The organism is Streptomyces scopuliridis (genome assembly GCF_042790125.1).
GTDB lineage: Bacteria > Actinomycetota > Actinomycetes > Streptomycetales > Streptomycetaceae > Streptomyces > Streptomyces scopuliridis_A.
Genome location: NZ_JBHTZS010000027.1, coordinates 1 through 18,822, shown reverse-complemented (window position 1 = coordinate 18,822; position 18,822 = coordinate 1). Strand labels below are relative to the sequence as shown.

The 18,822-nt window shown below is 67.3% G+C and carries 19 protein-coding genes and 2 pseudogenes; 12 read left to right on the top strand and 9 right to left on the bottom strand.

The window, feature by feature from the left end:
• Positions 1-571 precede the first annotated feature (571 nt).
• The 3 genes from ACFRKB_RS30340 to ACFRKB_RS30330 all read left to right on the top strand — a co-directional run bounded on the left by ACFRKB_RS30340 (position 572) and on the right by ACFRKB_RS30330 (position 2,294).
• On the top strand, positions 572-937 hold the full coding sequence (locus ACFRKB_RS30340; protein ID WP_383109808.1) for a hypothetical protein: 366 nt from the start codon (positions 572-574) through the stop codon (positions 935-937).
• A 122-nt stretch (positions 938-1,059) separates the two neighbouring features.
• Entirely contained in the window at positions 1,060-1,764 is a 705-nt protein-coding gene (locus tag ACFRKB_RS30335) for a hypothetical protein (RefSeq protein WP_383109807.1), read from the top strand.
• Positions 1,689-2,294, top strand: a complete 606-nt coding sequence (locus tag ACFRKB_RS30330; RefSeq protein WP_383109806.1) for a hypothetical protein — start codon at positions 1,689-1,691, stop codon at positions 2,292-2,294. Before ACFRKB_RS30335 ends, ACFRKB_RS30330 begins: the two co-directional genes overlap by 76 nt.
• Positions 2,295-3,449: 1,155 nt before the next feature.
• On the opposite strand, the gene ACFRKB_RS30325 is transcribed toward ACFRKB_RS30330, so the two are convergent.
• A complete protein-coding gene (locus ACFRKB_RS30325) occupies positions 3,450-3,758 on the bottom strand; it encodes a GNAT family N-acetyltransferase (protein WP_383109805.1) in 309 nt (102 codons plus the stop codon).
• Between the two features lie 272 nt (positions 3,759-4,030).
• Here ACFRKB_RS30325 and ACFRKB_RS30320 point away from each other — a divergent pair, with 272 nt between their 5' ends.
• Positions 4,031-4,498, top strand: coding sequence for a MarR family winged helix-turn-helix transcriptional regulator (locus ACFRKB_RS30320; protein WP_383109804.1), 468 nt, complete (start codon positions 4,031-4,033; stop codon positions 4,496-4,498).
• On the opposite strand, the gene ACFRKB_RS30315 is transcribed toward ACFRKB_RS30320, so the two are convergent.
• The 4 genes from ACFRKB_RS30315 to ACFRKB_RS30300 form a co-directional block, all read right to left on the bottom strand.
• Positions 4,437-4,910, bottom strand: coding sequence for a DoxX family protein (locus tag ACFRKB_RS30315; RefSeq protein WP_383109886.1), 474 nt, complete (start codon positions 4,908-4,910; stop codon positions 4,437-4,439). The two genes, ACFRKB_RS30320 and ACFRKB_RS30315, sit on opposite strands and share 62 nt — an antisense overlap.
• Positions 4,911-5,196: 286 nt before the next feature.
• On the bottom strand, positions 5,197-6,006 hold the full coding sequence (locus ACFRKB_RS30310) for a serine hydrolase domain-containing protein (RefSeq protein ID WP_383109802.1): 810 nt from the start codon (positions 6,004-6,006) through the stop codon (positions 5,197-5,199).
• A complete protein-coding gene (locus ACFRKB_RS30305) occupies positions 5,976-6,155 on the bottom strand; it encodes a serine hydrolase domain-containing protein (protein ID WP_383109800.1) in 180 nt (59 codons plus the stop codon). Before ACFRKB_RS30305 ends, ACFRKB_RS30310 begins: the two co-directional genes overlap by 31 nt.
• Positions 6,113-6,841 (bottom strand): SDR family NAD(P)-dependent oxidoreductase, encoded by a 729-nt coding sequence (locus ACFRKB_RS30300; protein ID WP_383109798.1) that lies wholly within the window; start codon positions 6,839-6,841, stop codon positions 6,113-6,115. Before ACFRKB_RS30300 ends, ACFRKB_RS30305 begins: the two co-directional genes overlap by 43 nt.
• Positions 6,842-7,145: 304 nt before the next feature.
• Between ACFRKB_RS30300 and ACFRKB_RS30295 the strand changes: the two genes are divergently transcribed.
• The 4 genes and pseudogenes from ACFRKB_RS30295 to ACFRKB_RS30280 all read left to right on the top strand — a co-directional run.
• Entirely contained in the window at positions 7,146-7,910 is a 765-nt protein-coding gene (locus tag ACFRKB_RS30295) for a helix-turn-helix domain-containing protein (RefSeq protein ID WP_383109796.1), read from the top strand.
• Positions 7,911-8,583: 673 nt separating this feature from the next.
• Positions 8,584-9,654: an LLM class flavin-dependent oxidoreductase gene (locus ACFRKB_RS30290; protein ID WP_383109885.1), complete on the top strand. Its 1,071-nt coding sequence runs from the start codon at positions 8,584-8,586 to the stop codon at positions 9,652-9,654.
• A complete protein-coding gene (locus ACFRKB_RS30285) occupies positions 9,651-10,379 on the top strand; it encodes an NADPH-dependent F420 reductase (RefSeq protein ID WP_383109795.1) in 729 nt (242 codons plus the stop codon). The genes ACFRKB_RS30290 and ACFRKB_RS30285 overlap by 4 nt, the downstream gene beginning before the upstream one ends.
• A 256-nt stretch (positions 10,380-10,635) precedes the next feature.
• A pseudogene (locus ACFRKB_RS30280) lies at positions 10,636-11,299 on the top strand (AAA family ATPase); the annotation flags it as partial.
• Between the two features lie 420 nt (positions 11,300-11,719).
• Here ACFRKB_RS30280 and ACFRKB_RS30275 read toward each other — a convergent pair.
• Both ACFRKB_RS30275 and ACFRKB_RS30270 read right to left on the bottom strand, forming a co-directional pair.
• Positions 11,720-12,062, bottom strand: a pseudogene (locus ACFRKB_RS30275) (transposase family protein); the annotation flags it as partial.
• Between the two features lie 52 nt (positions 12,063-12,114).
• Positions 12,115-13,074 (bottom strand): AraC family transcriptional regulator, encoded by a 960-nt coding sequence (locus ACFRKB_RS30270; protein ID WP_383109793.1) that lies wholly within the window; start codon positions 13,072-13,074, stop codon positions 12,115-12,117.
• Between the two features lie 113 nt (positions 13,075-13,187).
• Here ACFRKB_RS30270 and ACFRKB_RS30265 point away from each other — a divergent pair, with 113 nt between their 5' ends.
• Positions 13,188-13,940 (top strand): SDR family NAD(P)-dependent oxidoreductase, encoded by a 753-nt coding sequence (locus ACFRKB_RS30265; RefSeq protein WP_383109792.1) that lies wholly within the window; start codon positions 13,188-13,190, stop codon positions 13,938-13,940.
• Positions 13,941-14,728: 788 nt separating this feature from the next.
• On the opposite strand, the gene ACFRKB_RS30260 is transcribed toward ACFRKB_RS30265, so the two are convergent.
• Positions 14,729-15,094 carry an MmpS family transport accessory protein gene (locus ACFRKB_RS30260; RefSeq protein WP_383109790.1) on the bottom strand — a complete coding sequence of 122 codons (366 nt, stop codon included), beginning with the start codon at positions 15,092-15,094 and terminating at the stop codon, positions 14,729-14,731.
• 263 nt (positions 15,095-15,357) lie between these two features.
• Here ACFRKB_RS30260 and ACFRKB_RS30255 point away from each other — a divergent pair, with 263 nt between their 5' ends.
• The 3 genes from ACFRKB_RS30255 to ACFRKB_RS30245 all read left to right on the top strand — a co-directional run bounded on the left by ACFRKB_RS30255 (position 15,358) and on the right by ACFRKB_RS30245 (position 18,077).
• A complete protein-coding gene (locus ACFRKB_RS30255) occupies positions 15,358-16,443 on the top strand; it encodes a sensor histidine kinase (protein ID WP_383109788.1) in 1,086 nt (361 codons plus the stop codon).
• Positions 16,444-16,475: 32 nt separating this feature from the next.
• Positions 16,476-17,096, top strand: coding sequence for a response regulator (locus ACFRKB_RS30250; RefSeq protein ID WP_383109884.1), 621 nt, complete (start codon positions 16,476-16,478; stop codon positions 17,094-17,096).
• Positions 17,097-17,420: 324 nt separating this feature from the next.
• Positions 17,421-18,077, top strand: a complete 657-nt coding sequence (locus ACFRKB_RS30245; RefSeq protein ID WP_383109786.1) for a hydrolase — start codon at positions 17,421-17,423, stop codon at positions 18,075-18,077.
• A 445-nt stretch (positions 18,078-18,522) separates the two neighbouring features.
• On the opposite strand, the gene ACFRKB_RS30240 is transcribed toward ACFRKB_RS30245, so the two are convergent.
• Positions 18,523-18,822: TetR/AcrR family transcriptional regulator (locus tag ACFRKB_RS30240; protein WP_383109784.1), on the bottom strand; the 300-nt coding region annotated here is incomplete at its 5' end.

Below are 18,822 nucleotides of genomic sequence, written 5' to 3'. Positions count from 1 at the left end.
CATCTTCGTCGCAGGCATCCCGCTGCCGGGCACCACCCCGCGTGAAGTGATACGTGTCTGCGACACGTATCACTTCACCATCCCACATCTCAGCCCCCGGCCCGACTCACTGTTCGGCCGCCGGTACCCAACAGGCAGACACCAGCAGAGCGTTGCGGCACGACGGCAACAGCAATTACGAAAGGGCGCGAGCGTGCGGCTGACCATCAACACCGAAACAGACACCTACGAGCAGGCCATCGCCGCCGTGCAGGCAGCCTACGGTCTGCGCCCCGTCGTCCCGGGAGCTGGAGGCAGGCCCAGGAGGGGAAGTCGCCCCACCCCGCACTCGCCCCTGCCGTTACCTGGCCACTTTCGCCCAGCAGGTCCCACGGGGAAGACAGCGCTCACGCCCCATCCGTCCGCAGCCCGCGCCAACGAGCCGTTCCAGGGGCGGGAGCAGCCGACCAGCGTGACAGTGGCGTGTGGCTGGAACCGGTGGTCGTCGTGCAGAGGCGTTCTTGCGCGTCAGCCGGGCGCGTCCGAGCCTGTTGGGTGGGATGTTCGTTGGGTGCCGGAGGGGTGAGTGGGTATGTCGCGAAGTAGGAAGATCACGGTGATGGTGGTCGCGGTCGTGCTGATGGCGTCGACGCCGTTCTTCTGGCTGATGGACAACCCGGATACCGGCCAGATGGTTGGTGCCTCGGTCCAGGGCGCCGTTGGTATCGGCGCTCTGGTTGTGGCGTTGATGCGGTCCTCCGCCGATCCGGAGCCCCCGCAGCTCGGGTTTGTGGTGCTCGACACCGGGAGGGCCACGGTGACCGATGGAGGCCAGGCAGCCACCGGTGTGCGAGGAACGCCGGAGGCTGGGAACGTGCCCTTTCGGGTGGAGCGAACCGGTGACGCCACTGCGGACGGGCCCGGCAGCAGCGCGAGTACAGGTGTCGACCTCAGCTGACCGGGCCGCGGTCAGGGCCACAGCAGCCCGGAGAGGTGTGTCCGATGGTGAGATGGCCCGGTCGCCGCCACCACCCCTTCGGTCAATCCGGCGCCGGACCTGGGCCCGCAGGCCCGGTACATGTGAGCGGCACCGGGGATGCCCATGCCAGCAACAACAGCTTCGCCGGCACCGGACCTGTGTGGATCAGGAAATTCATCCTGGTGCAACAGGCCGCCGCTCCGCGCCCCCCGCTGGACGTTGCTGCCGATGCACTGGCCACGGCCGTGCGCAAGAAATGGAACGAGGAGGCCAAGCTGCGGCGGCTCCTGGAGCCTGCGCACCTTCCGGTGCGATGGCAGGCGACCCGGCGCAAGGTGGCAGGCCGGATCGACGGGGCGATCGCCGGGGAAGGCCGCGCCCGTTTCGCCCCGCTGCCGGGGTTGACCGCGGTCACCCGCGACGTTCTGCGCCAGGGCGGTGCGCTGCCCGAACTGCACGCGGTGTACGGGGGGTTGGCCTCGGGCCGTCTGTTGCTGGTGGGCGAGCCGGCGGTGGGCAAGACGTCCGCCGCGGTGCTGCTGCTTCTGGCGGCGCTCGACTACCGCGCGGACGCGGAGCCGGACAAGCAGGCCCGTATCCCCGTACCGGTGATGCTCACGCCGTTCGGGTGGGACCCCGCCAAGGAGAGTGCGACCGACTGGGCGGCCGGCTCTCCCGCGAGTACACCCTCTTCCGGGGCAAAGACGGGCTCGCCCGTGCGAGGGAACTGTTGGAGAAGGGACGGATCGCGCTGTTCCTGGACGAGCTCGACGAGGTCGATCGGAAGCTGCGCGCCGCCATGCTGAGCGCGCTGGCGGACGCGGACTTCCGTGTGGTCGCTGTCTCCCGGGCCAGGGATCTGGTCGGCAGGCGACAGCGGCTGAGCGGAGCGTTGGCGCTGGAGATCCAGCCGGTGTGCTCCCAGGACGCCAGCACCTACCTGATGACACCCCTGCCGGACCCGACGCCGTCCGGCTGGCAGGAACTCAACCGCAGACTTCTCGACGAACCCGGCAGCGTGGTGGCCGGGACTCTGACCAATCCGCTGGCGATCAGCCTGCTCCGCGACATCTACACCGACAACGGAGGACGCCCCGTAGACGAGCTGCTGGACACCGCCCGCTTCCCCAGCACCCGATCCCTCCAGAACCACCTCCTGGCCCAAGTGATCACCGCCGCGTACACCCCCGGCCCCAACCGCCCACGCCGCGCTACTCCACCGAGACCGCCGAACGGACGCTGCGTTATCTCGCCGCGCAGGTCACCCGGGCCCAAGACGACCGTGAGCTGCGCTGGTGGCGCATCCCCGCGTGGACCGACCCCCGCCCCAGGATGAAACTCGCCGGGGCCATCACGGGCCTGCTGTGCGGGATGGCCGGTTTCTTCATGCTGTGGTGGACGAATGGCCTGGTGTGGGCATGCCTGCTCGCACCCCTCGGCGTACTCATCGCGGCATCCCAGGCCGCCCGCCGCCATTCAAAGCTCAGCGAGCAGCAGTCACTCCCCAGCGCGGGGTGGCGCGACATCTTCCCACCCGGCGCCGTCGCTTTCGGCGCCTTTGTCTGGCTGTTCTCGGGAACCGTGTCCTGGCTCGTTTATCCGCTGCCGGCCTGGCTCACCTATCTCTCCATGCTTCCGCTCGGCTTCGGCGCGACCCTGGCACAGGATGTATGGCGCCACCACATCAGGCTGAGGCTGGTCCTCGGCCTGACGACGGGAGTCGCAGTCGCGCTGTTCTTCGGCTCAGTCGTGGCCCACCAGTACGGCCTGATGACAGGGCTGTTGGTCGGTGGCACCGCAGGCCTGTGGCAGTGCCTCATGGCCGGCCCGGTCGGGGAATCTCGGTGTTGCCGCTGCCCTCACCGCCGTCCAGCTCTCCCGCAGCGAAGGCACCCCGGTGCGCCTGATGTCCTTCCTGGAAGACGCCCATCGCCGCAACCTCCTCCGGGTAACGGGACAGGCCTACCAGTTCCGCCACGCCTGGCTGCGGGAAAGCCTCACCAGTTCCACACAGCCCGAGGGACGACTTGGCCCGTCGTGATGGAGCAGGGCCTCCGCCCAGGCGCCCGAAGGGGGGTAACAGCTGCTATCACGGGGAGATGGCGACACAACTGGGCGCGCGCATCGACAACGATGTCAAGTACCTGGCGGAGACCGGCGCCGCTGATCGCGGCCTGAGCCTCGGCGACTACATCGCCAGCCTCGTACGGGGAAGACGGAAGGGCTGCGACCGGCCTCGTCCGTCCGAGCGGCCAAGAAGGCGCCGATCGCGGTGTCCAGCTCGTCACCGTTCAGGCGGGGCGAGCAGGCGGCGCACCGTCGTCGGGTGCGGCATCACAACCTGCCCGGTCAGCGGATCGGGCGTGAAGCCCAGCACGCGCGGGGCCCAGCGTGGTGCGTCGGTGATCCACTCGCCGCTCGCGGTGAGGAAACCATGCTCATCGGCCCGGCCGCCACCTCGCAATCCTCCGTTCCTGCCGTGCTCGGCTCTTCAGTCACTGACCTTGCTGCGGGACTGGTACAGCAGGTCCTGGTACTCGGGGTGCCGGCTGATCCAGCCCGCGAAGAAGGGACAGGTGGCCAGCACCCGCAGGTTCGAGGCGCGAGCCTCGTCAAGGGCTGTACGGGCCAGCGCGGACCCGACTCCCGCGCCCTCGTACTCCGCCTCGACCTCGGTGTGCAGGAACGCGATGAGTTCCGTCGTACGGATGTATTCCGCGACGCCCGCCACCTTGGACTCTCCATCGACACGGGCCTCGTAGCGCTTCGCCTCGGGCGCGTCGCTCACTTCGATCGTCATGTGTCCTCCTTGGGGGGTCTGATCCTGCTCAACTCGGCGGAATCTCGCCAGCCAGGACCTCACCCTAGCCTCACTAGGTTGATGCATCAACTTAACCCTCGGCGACGTTCCCCACCCGTCCGACAGGCATCGGTCCCGGCACCTTCCGGCTCGCGCACCGGGGCCGGGCGTGAACCGAAGCATCTCGGTCACGACGGACACGGCCTGGCTGAGGGTTGCATCGCCGCCACCGCCAGTAGATGACCTGTCATCTACTTGGTTAGACTGCCCTCATGGACGCACCGCCACGCTGGCTCGACCCAGAACAAAAGGACGCCTGGAACAGCTTCATCCGAATGCAGGAGACACTCATCGGACGGCTGTCCCGACACATCCAGGCCGACTCCGGAATGTCAGCCTCCGACTACATCGTGCTCGTCAACCTCACCGAAAGAGGCAAAGGGCGGATGCGCTTCCTGGATCTGACCAAACTCGCTGAGTGGGAGAAGAGCCGGATGTCCCACCAGGTCACGCGGATGGCGAAACGCGGGCTCGTGGTCAGGGAGGAGTGCCCCGACGACGGACGCGGAGCATTCATCGTCGCCACCCCGGCCGGCTACAAGGCGATCGAAGAGGCCGCACCCCAGCACGTCGAGCACGTCCGCCACCTCTTCATCGACGCCCTGACCCCGAACCAGCTCAAAACATTCGGCCGGATCTCCCAGCGCATCCTGGACCACATAGAGAAGCAGCCGGACTGACCGGGAGGGCGGATGCGAATGCCTGGATCACGAGAGGTCCGCCCTTTTCCGGCCGGAGCGACGTCGCGCGGGGCCCCGGCCGAATTCGCGACAGACTCGCACACCGCTGAATTACCTGGTTCCCGGGGTCGGCATGGCCCCCCGCCCTGACACAGAGGACGACCGCACCGACCAACGTGACGGTCACACCGACAGCAGAGGCAATAACCAGGGGCTGCCAGAAGAGCCCGAGAACCAAGCCGACAGTGGCGACGGCCTCGACCAGCCCGATGAACCGGACGAACCCGGCGCTCAACCCGATGTGGGACTGCAACCCGGCGGAGACCTCACCCTTGAGCAGCTCCTTCTCCTTGGGCGCACCCGCGGCCAGGCTCACGAGAGCGAGGGTCACGCCGACGACAGCCGCAGCCATGTACACGGGGGCTTCCCTCCACTCCTCCCACGCCGGGACTGGAAGAGCGCAGGGTTTGCTGAGCTTTCACCCAAGACTCTAGGCCAACATGGTTGACCGGTCAACTTCTGACGTTCAGGACAGAAGTAGCCGCACTCCGCAAACGCTCGCCGGCAATCCTCAGACACTGTTCGCCGCCGTGGGCGCACACCTCGCGCATCAGAGGCCAGAACGCTCGGAGGTCGGGTCGGGCCGCTGAGGCCGCTCGCCGAGGATCCGCACGAAGAGCGCCTCTCGCAGCGCAACTTCACGAGGATCGTCCCAAAGCCGAAATCCAGTGCGGTTCATCGCGTACGCGAAGCCCGTACCGGTATCCGGGTCTGCGAAGGCGACCCGCCCAGGCCCATCGTGCCGAAGGCCCGGACCGACGCGGAGCCGAACCTGAACGCCGGGAACGGCTTGACGTACCCCAGGGAGAACCTCGTATCGACGCGCAGCACCCGTCGAACAGTCCGTTCGTCGGAGGTGGGGCAGCGACGCGCAACGCGTCCATCGTGGCATCGGTGAGCCCCAGGGCGGCACCGCCGGTTGCCACCTCCCCGTAGAGCTTCGCGATCGACCACACCTGGCCGACGCCGTTGGCCGCCGGAATCTCCGCGGCCTGCACGTCCGGCCGGTTGAAGTTCTCCACGGTGCCCAGCACCCGCGGATTGCCGAACGCCCTGGCGGACAGGCTGCGTGGATTCGCGTATGCCCGGACGAATGACACCGGCATCGCTCTCAGGTGCAGCATCACCTCCCAGGGACGAAATCCTTGGATACGGGCGACCCGATCGAGATCAGTGTCCTGCGGCAGACCGAAGTGGAAGCCGAGGCCGAGCGGCGCAGCGACCTCGTCGGCGAAGAACCGGCCGATACGACGTTTCCCAGGGTCGATCCGACTTACGAGCTCACTCTCGTACCAGCCCAACGACTGGCCGTGGTAGCCGTGCCGGGTGCCCGGCTCCCACGCCGGACGCTGCTCGGCAAGAGCCCTGGAAAGGGTGCGGGAGCCGTTCAGGTCGCCGAGCCCAAGTGGCCGGTCGATCACCGGCAGTCCCGCCTGATGGGCAAGCAACGGCGGACGGTGACATCGCCCTTGCCGGCGGCAGCGAATTCGGGCCAATAGGCCGCCGCACGCTCATCGTGGTCGAGCAGACCACGTGCGTGCAACACCGCGAGCGTCACTGCTGCCACACCCTTGGATATCGAGAAGACCGGCACCATCGTCTCCGCCTCCCAGGGGAGACGTTGCGGCCGTCAAGGTAGCCGCCCCAGAGGTCCACGACCTTCCGCCCGCCGTGGTAGACGACGCAGGCAGCGCCGATCTCGTTGCGTACGGCGAAGTTCTCGCGACAGGCGTCGGCCACTACGCCGTAGCCTTCATCCACGTCACCGTGAACCATGCGGCCCGGCACATCGACCTTGAAAACCACTACTTCCCTTTCCTTTCGCGGCTCCCACCCCGGCTCGGGGGGGGGTGACCTGCTGGTATGGATTCGAGGCGTCGCAACTGCACGCCGACGGCGCGGGTCGCCGATTCGGCCGCGGCGACGCCGCCCCCTTACAAGGTTGAACCGTGGTCGCGCCGCGTCAGCGGAAGAGATCGATTTGGCCGTTACGGTGCCCGGCTGCGCCAGCCCCGCGTTGTTGACGAGGACGTCCAGACGCCCGAACCGCTCGGCCACCCCGTCCATGAGTGTGGTGACGGCGGCCAGGTCGGAGACGTCGCCGACCCACGGGTGCATGTCGCCCCCGTCCGGTCCGCTCTCGGCAGCCTGGCGCAAGGGCGATTCGGTACGCCCCACCAGTACTGTGGTGGATCCGTCGGCGACGAAGCGGTGTGCGATATGGACGCCCAGGCCGCCCCTGGCACCAGTGATCACGGCCACGCGGCTGTTCTGGTCGTTCACCAAGTCCTCCTGATGTGCGGGTGCTTCGAAGACTAGGAAGATCACGGAAGTCCCGGCATGTATCAGGGCGACAACCGACCGGAACATCGGCGACAAGCACATCCTGAGAGCAGACTCGTAGGACGATGGAGACAACAAGACGGCATCCTTTTCGCTCGACTCACGCCATGCCGCCACGACCGGTCGGGACGACTTCGAGCGGAGTTCGCGTACCCACGTCGGAGATGAGTTCCCCCTCCCCCGGTTCAGCGAGGCGACAGCGACCGACTTCCGACTACGCTTCCGTGCCGCCAGGGTGCGCGACGTGGCGATCACCAGCGTGGACGGGGCGTCGGCAGCGCAGACGGCGGACGGGCCGAGTCATGACGCCGATCAGGTACGCCTATGGCTGGTGCACAGCGGAGCCTGGGCGCTGGGCGGCAAGCGAAACACGGTGGAACACACCGTGATGCCGGGACGTTTCCTGCTCCGACATGCCGCGCGGATGCGTCACTTCGCTCTCCCGCCCCACACGAGAGCGAAGTGCATCGTGTTGCCTGCTGCCCCCTTCTCCCTTTTGCTCGGCGGCCGGGAAGTCGCCGGTCCCGCCGACGCCGCCGAGTTACGCCTCCTGGTGGCGCACGCCGACATGGTTGAGCAGACGCTGCCCGATCTGAGCCCGGCCGGTGTCCAGGCCGCGCGAGACACGCTGGTCGAGTTGGCCACCACGGTGACGCACTACGGCTTCGACGATGTCAATACCCGCCTTGCCCCGGCCCTCGCCCAGGCGGCGAAGAAGCTCGCAGAGCGGCGGCTCGCAGACGCTGATCTCTCGCCGGCGACGCTGGCCCGGGAGCTGAACGTCTCCGTGCGTACTCTGCAGCGCGCGTTCGCGGCGGGCGGGGAATCGCTGACCGCCTACATCCGGGAACGGCGCTTGGAGTTGGCCAGGCTGGCGCCGTCGGCGTCTCGGCCGGCCGTCTCGGAAATCGCCGCACATTGGCAGTTCGCCGACAGCAGCCACTTCAGCCACGCTTTCAAGCTGCGCTATGGACTCACACCCACCGAGTACGCCCGGCAGAACACCTGATCAGGCTGACCGCCGTCAAACACTGCTCACAGCCAACGCACCCGCAAGCACGAGGATGCAGATTCCCGAAAGCTGGTCGACCCGACGAGCGATCGATCCCTTATACGACTGAAGCCGCCATCGAAGGATCCTCCCGGCTCCGACGTAGAGGCCGCGGGAAAGCGGCCGTGAAACCCGTCATCGAGAGCAGCTGCCGATGAATCGGCTTGAATGTCGTCGAGAAGCTCGATAATGCGCTCCGATGTCGCCGAGCGCGAAAACGCCAAGCCCGCCGAGGCCGTTGAACAGTGGGGCGCGGATCTCGTGACGTTGGGATTGCTCGCACCGCCGGGGCCTGCCAAGAGGGGCTGCCCCGACCGGCGACGTGCAGTTGCACCCACCGCGCCACGATCTAGTTGACACGTAAACCATAAAAGTGCCATGGTTTACGTGTCAACTAGATCGGCGGAGGTGGTGTGGGTGACCAAGCGGACTGCGGAGCAGAGCATCCGACGTTCGCGAACAGGATCCCCTCCCCCGTCTGCGCGCGAACTGCTGCCGGCGATGACGACACGCGGGGCCCGACCGGCAGAGAACTCGCGCAGGTTGCCCGGGACAGGCGTCCCGCCCGGTCGTCACGAACCACGCGCCACCACACCCCGATACGACGAAAGCATTGAACAAAGTGAACACGATGGATGTTTCGCAAATCGAGTTCGGTATCGACAGCTTCGGAGACCGGCCCCGAAACGACCAGGGCGTGATCATCTCGCACGCGCAGGCGATCCGCGCCGCGGTGGCCGAAGCGGTCCTTGCCGACCAGGTGGGTATCGACGTTGTTGCGTTGGGCGAGCACCACCGGCCTGAGTACGCGATCTCCAGCCCTGAGACAGTACTGGCCGGCATCGCGACAACCACGAAGCGTATCCGGCTCGCCTCGGGCGTGACAGTGCTGTCCTCGGACGACCCGGTGCGAGTTTTCCAGCGGTTCGCCACGGTCGATGCGCTCTCCAACGGTCGCGCCGAGGTGATCCTCGGACGCGGTTCCTTCACCGAGTCGTTCCCCCTGTTCGGATACGACCTCAAGGACTACGAGGTGCTCTTCGAGGAGAAGATCGACCTTTTCCATCGGCTCCTGGACGAGAGGCCGGTCACCTGGGAAGGCACCACACGCGCCGCCCTGCACAATGCGGACGTGTACCCGAAGACGGACTCGGGACGTCTCAACACCTGGGTAGGGGTTGGCGGGACACCGCAGTCCGTGCTCCGCACCGCTCAGTACGGCTTCCGGCTCATGCTGGCAATCATCGGCGGCGCCCCTGACCGGTTCGCTCCCTACGTGGATCTGTACCAGCGTGCCAGCAAGGAGTTCGGCACGACCGCACATCCGATCGGGACGCATTCGCCCGGCTTGGTCGCCTCCACTGACGAAGAGGCCAAGGAGCTCTTCTACCCTGGGTACAAGGAGATCCGCGACCGGATCGGAGGGGAGCGGGGCTGGCCGCCGCTCCGCCGGGAAGAATTCAACGCCGAAGTGGACCGCGGGTCTCTGTATGTCGGCTCGGTTGAGACGGTCGCGACCAAGATCGCTCATGCTATCCGGGTACTGAACGCGGGCCGGTTCGACATGATCTACTCCGCTGCCGGCACAGTTTCAGCCTCCGCACGTCTACGTTCGGTCGAGCTGTACGGCACCCAAGTCATCCCCCGGGTCCGCGAGCTTCTGGCCGAGCAGCCCGCGACCACGGCGGGAGCGGCGCGATGACCAACCCTGTCACCACTATCGGGATCCTGGGAGCCGGGAAAGTCGGCACCGTCCTGGCGCGCCTGGCGGTCGCCGCCGGCTATCGAGCCCTGATTTCAGGGTCCGGTGACCCCTCCAAGATCGCGCTTACCGTCAAAATCCTCACCCCCGGAGCGACCGCCGTGTGGCCGGCCCAGGCCGCGGATGCCGCCGACGTGGTGGTCCTGGCTCTCCCGCTCGGCAAACACCGCGACCTCCCAGTTCCGGAGTTGGAAGGAAAGCTGGTCATCGACGCGATGAACCACTGGTGGGAGGTCGATGGTCCCCGCGACGCGATCCTCCCGCTCGATGCCTCTTCGAGCGAAGTGGTTCAGCGGTTCCTGGCGGGCGCACGTGTCGTGAAAGCCCTCAACCACATGGGCTACCACGACCTCGAAGACGAGGCTCGTCCAGCCGGCGGCCTCGGACGCAAGGCCATCGCGCTCGCCGGTGACTCGCCCGAGGATCTCGCTGTGGTGTCTGCGCTGATTGACACTCTCGGATTCGACCCAGTCACCATCGGCGACCTCGCAGCGGGCGTCCGACTCGAGCCCGGAACCCCCGCCTTCGGAGCCAATGTCGACGCCGACCGGCTTCGCGTGCTTACCGCCACCCCTGCTCCGACAAAACTTTTTGAGCCCTCGTCACAGAAAACAGACGCACTCGGCCGGACCGGAGCAGTGTGGCCACTCCGTGACGCTCTCTGAAGAAAGACAGTCAGATGACTCAGGGATTGACTGACAACACCGGTGCATCCGTGACGGTCGAGCTCGACCACGGAACCCTGCGGAACAGCCGGGCCTTCTCCGGTGCCTGCCGTCATGCCGGGGCGGGAAGGTGCCGGTCAGCCGGGTTCGGGAGAGCCTGCAGGCGGTCGAGGGCGTCTGTGATCACACCCGTCCAGGGCTAGTGTCCTGCTTCTCCTCGTCGGCTTCGGCTTGGTTGGTGAACAGGCTCTCGCCGTCCCTGACGAGGCTGGCCCAGTGCCGGGCCAGCCTCGGCCTTCCGGCCCCGCCGATGAGCAGGCACCTGATCTTCGCGGGCGCCCCCGGCACCGGGAAGACCACCGTCGCCCGTCTCTACGGCTCCGTCCTGGCCGAGCTGGGCAGTCTGCGCTCCGGACACCTCGTCGAGGTCTCACGAGCCGACCTGGTCACGCAGGTGGTCGGCGGCACGGCGATCAAGACCACCGAAACGTTCAACCGGGCGCTCGACGGCGTGCTGTTCGTCGACGAGGCGTACACGCTCGCCTCCGACAGCAGAACTCAGGCGCCGATTTCGGTCGCGAGGCCGTCGACACCCTGCTGAAACTGATGGAGGACCACCGCGACGACGTCGTGGTCATCGTCGCGCGATACACAAGCGAGATGAACCGCTTCCCGGCCTCCAACCCTGGTCTGTCCACCCGCTTCTCACGGCACATCGAGTTCCCGGACTCCACACCTCGGAGCAGCTCGTCACGATCGTCCGCCGACAGGCCGCCCTGTCCGGGTTCGAGTGCGCCCCCGACGTACGGCAGGCGCTGCTGGAGTTCTTCGAGGCCCAGCCGAGAGACCGCTCCTTCGGCAACGCCCGGCAGACCGTGGAACGCATGGCCACCCGCCAGGCCCGCCGCCTGGCCACGAGGGGTCCCCCGACATGACGGGCCTGCAGACCCTGATCGTGGCCGACCTGCCGCAACTACCGCCACGGGATTGAACGGACAGCCGCCGTCGGCTCGGCCTCGCACGCCGGCCCGGCCGCGGACTCGACCACGTACCGCCCGCCTTTTCCTCCCACCACTTGCCGCCAGCCTGGCCCGACCGGCAGACAGCGGACGCCGAGCGGAACCTGGAGCTCCCGGGGGAATGCATCCCCTGCCCGCTGACCGGCCCTTGGTATTCGCGGCATCGGCACTGCGTTGCCGGTCCGCGACCGGGGCATCCGCAAGGAGGCCCTGCACTGATCTGTCCGCCAGGCCGAGGCCGACCGCAGCGAAGACGATGACCGGCTCACGACCGCCGAAAAGGACGAGCTTGGAGCTCGTAACACGAGCATGAGCGGGTCTTCTTGTAGCGACTCTCCAGCCGATGAGGCTGCAGGCGAGGGAGACAAGGACGTCGTGGAGCTCGGTGCGGCGTTGCCAGCGGACGCTGAGGCGTTTGAAGTGGTGGAGCGGGGCGAAGGCCTGCTCCACGACGTGGCGGAGCTTTCCCCATCCCCTTGATGTTCGGTGATCCCTTGCGGGAGATGACGGGCAGGATTCGTTGTTGTCGCAGCTCGTCGCGGTGGGCGTTGGAGTCGTAACGCTTGTCGCCGAGCGGGGCATCGGGCCTGCGACGGGCCGGCCAAGGCGGCAGCAGCGGCTCGATCAGCGCCCACAACTCGTCGTCCACGATCCACGGCCGAATCCCCCGGACGGCCACGCCGACCGAGCTCGCTGCTGAGCACAGGACGCCTCCTTCAGCTTCCGTTCGCGGCCGAGTGCGCTGGCTGCCGTGCCTGGCTCCGGAACTGTGCGGGCGATGAGCCGACCACGCGGCGGAACGCGGTACTGAACGCGCTCTCGGACAGGTAACCCGTGGCCCGTGCGAGCTCGGAGATCGACAGAGAGTCGCGGGCGAGGGCGTCGCGCGCGAGGCTCATGCGCCATTGGATCAGGTACTCCAACGGCGGGACCCCGACGTGGCTCTTGAATGCCTGGGCGAACGCGGAACGCGACATGTGGCTGATCTCGGCGAGCTCCTTGAGGCTCCAGGAGTGGGCCACGTCCGCGTGCACGGCGCGCAGGGCGGCCCCGATGCCGTCCTTGTTCAGGGCGCTCAGCCAGCCGGTGGGCCGGTCCGTCTGACCGGCGTGAGCACGCAGCATGTGCACGAGCAGGATCTGTGCGAGGTGGTTCTGCACCAGCGGGCCGCCGGCGGCGGCGACCCCGACCTCGGTGGCCAGGAGATCGATCAGCTGCGCGAGCCGCCCGCCATGAGGATCGCCCACGCGGACGATCACGAGCGGCGGCAGAAGATCGGTCAGGAGGGCCGCGTTCCTGTCGTCGAACGCGATGTGCCCGACGCAGAGGTAGAGGTCCTCCTCGGACTCCGGGCCGATCCGCACAAACCCGTCTTCGGCACCCGCCCACACCTGCTCCGCAGGGCGCGGGCTCGCGTCGAGCGTGCCGGCCAGCACGTAGGGCGGCGGGTTGCCCAGCATGAAGGTGTCACCCTCCTGCAGGAGCACCGGCTCGTGCCCTTCGAGGATCAACCAGCACGTGCCGCGCACGAGGCCCCCGATCCGCACGTGCAAGAACGTGTCGAAGCGCAGCGCCCACTCTCCCGCGGCCCGGAGGCTGGGCCCGATCACCGTGCGGGGCCGGAGCAGGCTGATCGCGTCAGCCACTGGATCCCGAAATCCGAGCACCGACGACACCTCCTGGACGATACGTAAAGAACTGTGGACTGTGCATCATAGATAGTATTCGCGATCTCCCGCAGTATCGATGTTGGATGGATCGGCATCGAGAAAGTGATGGAGACACCCACATGGGACAGCTGGAAGGCAAGACAGCGGTGGTCACTGGGGGCAGCACCGGTATCGGTCTGGCCACCGCCGTACGGCTGGCGGGCGAGGGCGCGTACGTGTTCGTCACCGGGCGACGCGAGGCCGAACTGGAGGCCGCCGTCAAGACCATCGGAACGGACCGAGCCACCGCGGTCGTCGGCGACATCGCGAACCCGGAGGACCTGGAGCGGCTCTACGAGGCGGTCCGGGCACGAGGCCAGGGCTTGGACGTGCTCGTGGCGAACGCGGCGATCGGTTCGTTCATGACGCTGGAGCAGACCACCGAGGAGCACTTCGACCAGACCTTCGCGGTCAACACCCGAGGCACGCTGTTCACCGTGCAGAAGGCGTTGCCGGTGCTCAACGACGGAGCCTCGATCGTCCTGGTCGGTTCGACGGCCGCTGACCGCGGAATGGAGGCGTTCGGCGCGTACGCGGCGTCGAAGGCGGCCGTCCGGTCCTTCGCGCGGACGTGGTCCGCCGAGCTCAAGGGCCGTGGCATCCGGGTCAACGTGGTCTCGCCGGCATGGATCGAGACTCCCGGGGGCACCGCCGCCTTCGGCGACGAGGAGACCGCCCGGGCCATCAAGGAGCAGGTCGCCGCGACCGTGCCCAAGGGCCGCATGGGCCGGCCCGAGGAGGCCGCCGCGGTCGTGGCCTTCCTGGCCTCGGAACAGAGCAGCTACGTCGTCGGCGCGAACGTCTACGTCGACGGTGGCGAGAACCAGACCTGAGGCACCACACGGTGGGTGGCATCTGAAGCGTCCCCGCTTCCATGCCGCTACCGACGCGTCGGCCTCACGACGTTCGGGCGTACCGCGACACCGGAGATGGCCTGCAGCAGCACTACGCAGTGCTGTACCGCACCGCGCGACCCGCAACCCGTGGTACCCGCAGCGCAGAGCGCGTGAGTCCAGCGGAGGAGCGGGCGCTGCCGTCGTAGCCGGAGTGATCCCGATCGCAGACGCCACCAACGGCCTGGCCGTACATCGGCGTCAGCCGCGCGGTACGTGACCGTGCGGCGCTGCACGACCGGATGCGCGGCCGGGACCGGGCGCCCCCTACTTCGCCCAGGAGCCGTCCCGGCCGTACGCGCAGGAGGTCACCGCCACCCGGGCTCGCTGCGGATCGGTGCCTCACCCACGCCTGGGGCGGACGCCCTTGTGGGCACCGTGCCCGGCGCTTCCGATGACGTCCGCCGGGCGCTGCTCCGACTCGGCCTTGCCCTTCGTGACCGTCCCAGGCGGCGGGTCTGGCCGGCGGTGAAGGTTGTCCGGCAAAAATGATCAGTCAGGGGCCGGCCGTCATGGGCGGGCGCCGGCCCCCACCGGACAGGGAAGTCCCAGCCGGCCCGTGCCTGACATCGCGTGCTGACAAGCGATGCGGCTGGTGTCGCCACAGGCAGCCACCAGCCGCATCTCCCACTGTCCCCACGGGGCCTCCTGGTCAACGCGGCGAAGACCCTGCTGTGGCCTTGTCGGCTCCTGGGTGTCCGCCAGGCAGACGGTGTGCCGCGGACGGCTCAGTCCTGGAGGTTCACGAAGCAGGAAATCTTGCCCTCGGCATTCGGCGTCCGCTGTTCGTCCTTGAGCTTTCCATCGACGTAGATGCGGCAGGCGGCGCCCGGTTCCGCGTCGGTGACAGTGACGTCGTTGAAGCCGAAGCCGACGTTCTGGGTCTTGCTCCAGGGCAGCTTCTGGCCGTTCTCCGACTTGCCCTCGTTGTCGCCGGAGAAGGCGTAGCTGACGTTGCCGCTGCCACCGCCGACCACTTCGAGCTTGACGTCCCAGCTCTCTCCGGACACGCTCCAGCCGATCACTGCGGTCAGTGAGAGGGCTCCCACTACCAGCAGCACCTTGCCGAGGGGGCGGGTCTTGGCGGATGTCACGGCAACTCCTGCGGGTAGGTGGTTCGCTCGTCTTGTGTGACCTATTGTTCGTGACGCGCTGCCGCGTCGGTTCGGTCGTAAGGCGGAATCCGCCCCCTTGGGGATGGCCGAAAGTACGAACTCTCCTCGTCGCTGAAGGGCTGCCTGAGGTTCTGTCCATGCTCCGTGTACCCCCACGCCGTCCCGCTGTCGGGCCCAGCGTCATGACGGGCCTGTGCTTACTGTCTTTCCTGCTCGACGCGTCTGTCGTGAGCAGGAGTCATGTGGGACTGGCGGTCCTGGCGAGCGGAGCCCTTGCCCTGGGAGGCGCAGCGGCGCAGACATGGATATACGGCACAGGCCGGCATGTCGTCGCGTGCGGGCTCAGCCTTTGCGTGGCGGCGTGTTCGTTGCTCACCACGTCTTTGGTGCAAGGTGCGGTGTTGCAGCGCACCCCCGGCTGGGCCGAGCTGTGCGGCCTTCTGGCCCTGCTGTGTCTGACCTGTCGCTATGCACGGCCGTCACTGGTCATGGTGTGCTCGGTTCCGCTGTTCCTCGCGGCGATGCGGACGCAGGAGCGTGCTCCGGTGGTATCGGAGCTGCCGGTGTTCAGGGACATCGACGGCTTGTTCGTCCTCCTCCCCATGGCCTTCGTGCTGCTGGGCGGCTATCTGCGCAGTGAGGACGGCAGACGCCGGGCGGCCGCACACGACGTCCGGCGGGCCGAGCGGCTGGACCTGGCTCGGGATCTGCACGATCACGTGGCTCATTACGTCACCGCCATCGTTGTCCAGGCCCAGGCCGGCGAGCACATCGTGGAGAAGGACCCCGCGACGGCGCGGAGGCTGTTCAGCAACATCGAGCAGACCGGCCAGGACGGTCTGGTGGCGATGCAACGCATGGTCAGACTCCTGCGCACCTCTGAGACCGCGACGGCGCAGGCCGCGGTGACACCCGTGGTGACGAGCATCAAGGAACTCGTCAGGCGTGCCGACTCAGCAGGGCAGCGTGTTTCGCTGGAGATCGCCGAGGAGGTGAAGGCCGACGACTGGCCACCGCAGCTCGCCAAGACCGCGAAGCGCTTGGTTCAGGAAGGTCTGACCAACGTGCGCAAGCACGCCCGCACCGCGTCCGCCGTACAAGTAAGGATGGAGGTCGCGGCAGGCCGGCTGGTCATCCATGTTCGGGACAACGCGACCAGCCAGCACCACGGACGGTCCTGGTTCCTGCCCAGTGGGTTCGGCATGATCGGTCTGCGGGAGCGAGTCCACGAACTCGACGGTGAACTCAGCAGCGGACCGATGCCGGAAGGCGGCTGGGAACTATCCGCATCGATACCCCTGAATTGGGCAGACAGGAAACCGCGGTGAGCATCTCAGTAGTGATCGCTGACGACCAGGAGATGGTGAGGACAGGCTTCCGCCTCATCCTGGAGGCACAGGACGAGATATCCGTGATCGGTGAGGCGTCCGACGGTGTGGAGGCTGTCGAGGCGGTGCGTCGGCTGCGCCCCGACGTGTGTCTCATGGACATCCGGATGCCGAAGTTGGACGGGCTTGAGGCCACCCGGCAGCTCCGGCGGACGCCGGGGAACGCGACGGACGACACAAAGATCGTCATCGTGACCACTTTCGACCTCGACGAGTACGTATATAGCGCGCTGCGCGCCGGCGCGAGCGGCTTCGTGGTCAAGAACTCCGGCTCTCGGCTGCTGATCGAGGCGGTGCATGCCGCGGCCGGAGGGGACGCTCTCATCTCCCCGTCTGTCACGGTGCGGCTTCTGGAGCACCTGAGCCCACCGCAGCACACCGAGAACTCGGCCGCCACACAGCGACTGAGCCCGCAGGAGCACAAGATCGTCCGCTTCGTGGCGCGAGGGCGCACGAACAAGGAGATTGCGGAGGAGCTGACCCTCTCGCTGAGCACAGTGAAAAGCCACTTGAGCCGGATCCAGGACAAACTGCGGGCCCGCAACCGTGTGGAGATCGCTGCATGGGCGTGGGAGCACGGAGTCGTCAACTGACGTGAACGGAAGGCGCATGAGCGACAGTCGGTCTCTTCTGAGACCGCAAGGCTCGATGGGCCGGGTCGGTGCGGCGGGTGACAACGCCGCGATGGAAAGCTTCTTCGCGCTGGACGCCGGTGGCCATGCCTGACCAGTTCGCCTGAACGCCCAAGACGGTTGCTAGTTGACGCATCACCGATCAACATCTAATGTCGATGACGCGTCAACAAAATGGTTTGGGGTCGCCAGCCCGGCCAACTCGTATCTGGCTCACTGCGGGGTATCGAGAGGTCGGTGCACTGCCGGAGACTTACGGACGCAAAGTTTCAGAAGGGGAATCTCGTGGGTACTGAGAACAAGGCCGGACTCGGCGCGCTGCTGACGCCCGAGGAGAGCGTGCTCGCCCTTATCGACCACCAGCCGTTCCAGGTCGCCAACCTGCACAGCCACGAACCGACGATGGTCATCAACAACGCCGTCGGGCTCGCCAAGGCCGCCAAGGTGTACGACGTTCCGACCATTCTGACCACCGTCCTGGAGGAGCGCGGTGGCCTTCTTCTCCAGGGTCTGCAGGATGTGTTCCCGGAGCAGAAGCCGATCAACAGGACCTTCATCAACACCTGGCAGGACGAGCGTGTCGTGAACGCCGTCAAGGCGACAGGACGCAAGAAGCTGATCATCGCCGGCCTCTGGACGGAGATATGTGTGGCCATGCCGGCGATACAGGCGGCGGGCGAGGGCTTCGAGGTCTACGTCGTCACCGACGCGTCGGGCGGTGTCTCGAAGGAGGCCCACGACATGGCGGTGCTGCGCATGGTCCAGGCGGGCGTGGTGCCGATCACCTGGATGGCCGTGATGGGCGAGTGGCAGCGCGACTGGGCCCGTGAGAAGACCGTGCCGGGCGCCGCCGAGGTCCAGTCGCAGCACGGCGGTGCCAGCGGTGTGGCCTTCGCCTGGGAGATGCAGCTCCTGGCCACGCCCACCGGAAACGAGGCATGACGCCACCGCTACCCCGGCACCGATCCGTGTCGGGTACTGCCTGTCGTCAGTACTCCAGCGCAGTTCGTGATCCAGCCGGTTGAGGCCGCTGGAACAGGCTCGGGCACCGCGTGATCGTCTGCGTGTTGTGGACAGCACATCAGGCCTTGCGGATCCGCCGATGACAGGCCGGTCCAGGAAAACGGATCCTGGTCGCGAACCTCACTGGTCGGCTGCTTCAAACGCAGCAGTTGTCAGGACGGCGGCCAGTTCCGGAGAGCGGCGTCGGCCACTCGCTGGAGATCCTCGCCCGCCGCACCACCTGCCGCCTGCACGGCCATGCCGTTCGATCGTCGTGACGTAGCGGGCGAGCAGTTCCGGGGCGGCGTCGGCGGGCAGTCGCCCTCCGCGACGGCCCGCTCAAACCGGTCGCGCAGGTACACCTGGCTCTGGGCACGCCATTCGGTCAGGGTGTCACGCGCGACCTGCCCGGTCTCGCCGACGGCCAGCGCGCCCTGCACGCCCAGGCGCCCAGTGGGGCATCCGGTCCGGGTCTGGGCTCGCAACCGAGCCGGCGAGGAGCCGCGGCGACCTCGCGGGCGGTGGATGCCTGCAACACCTGGACGAGAAAGGCGCCGGGCCCTTCCGTGTGGCGCTGCAACGCCTTTCGGAAGAGCTGCTCCCTGTTGCCGAAGGCCGCGTACATGCTCTTGCGGGAGATACCCATGGCTTCGGCCAGGTCGGCGAGGCCGGCACCCTCGTAGCC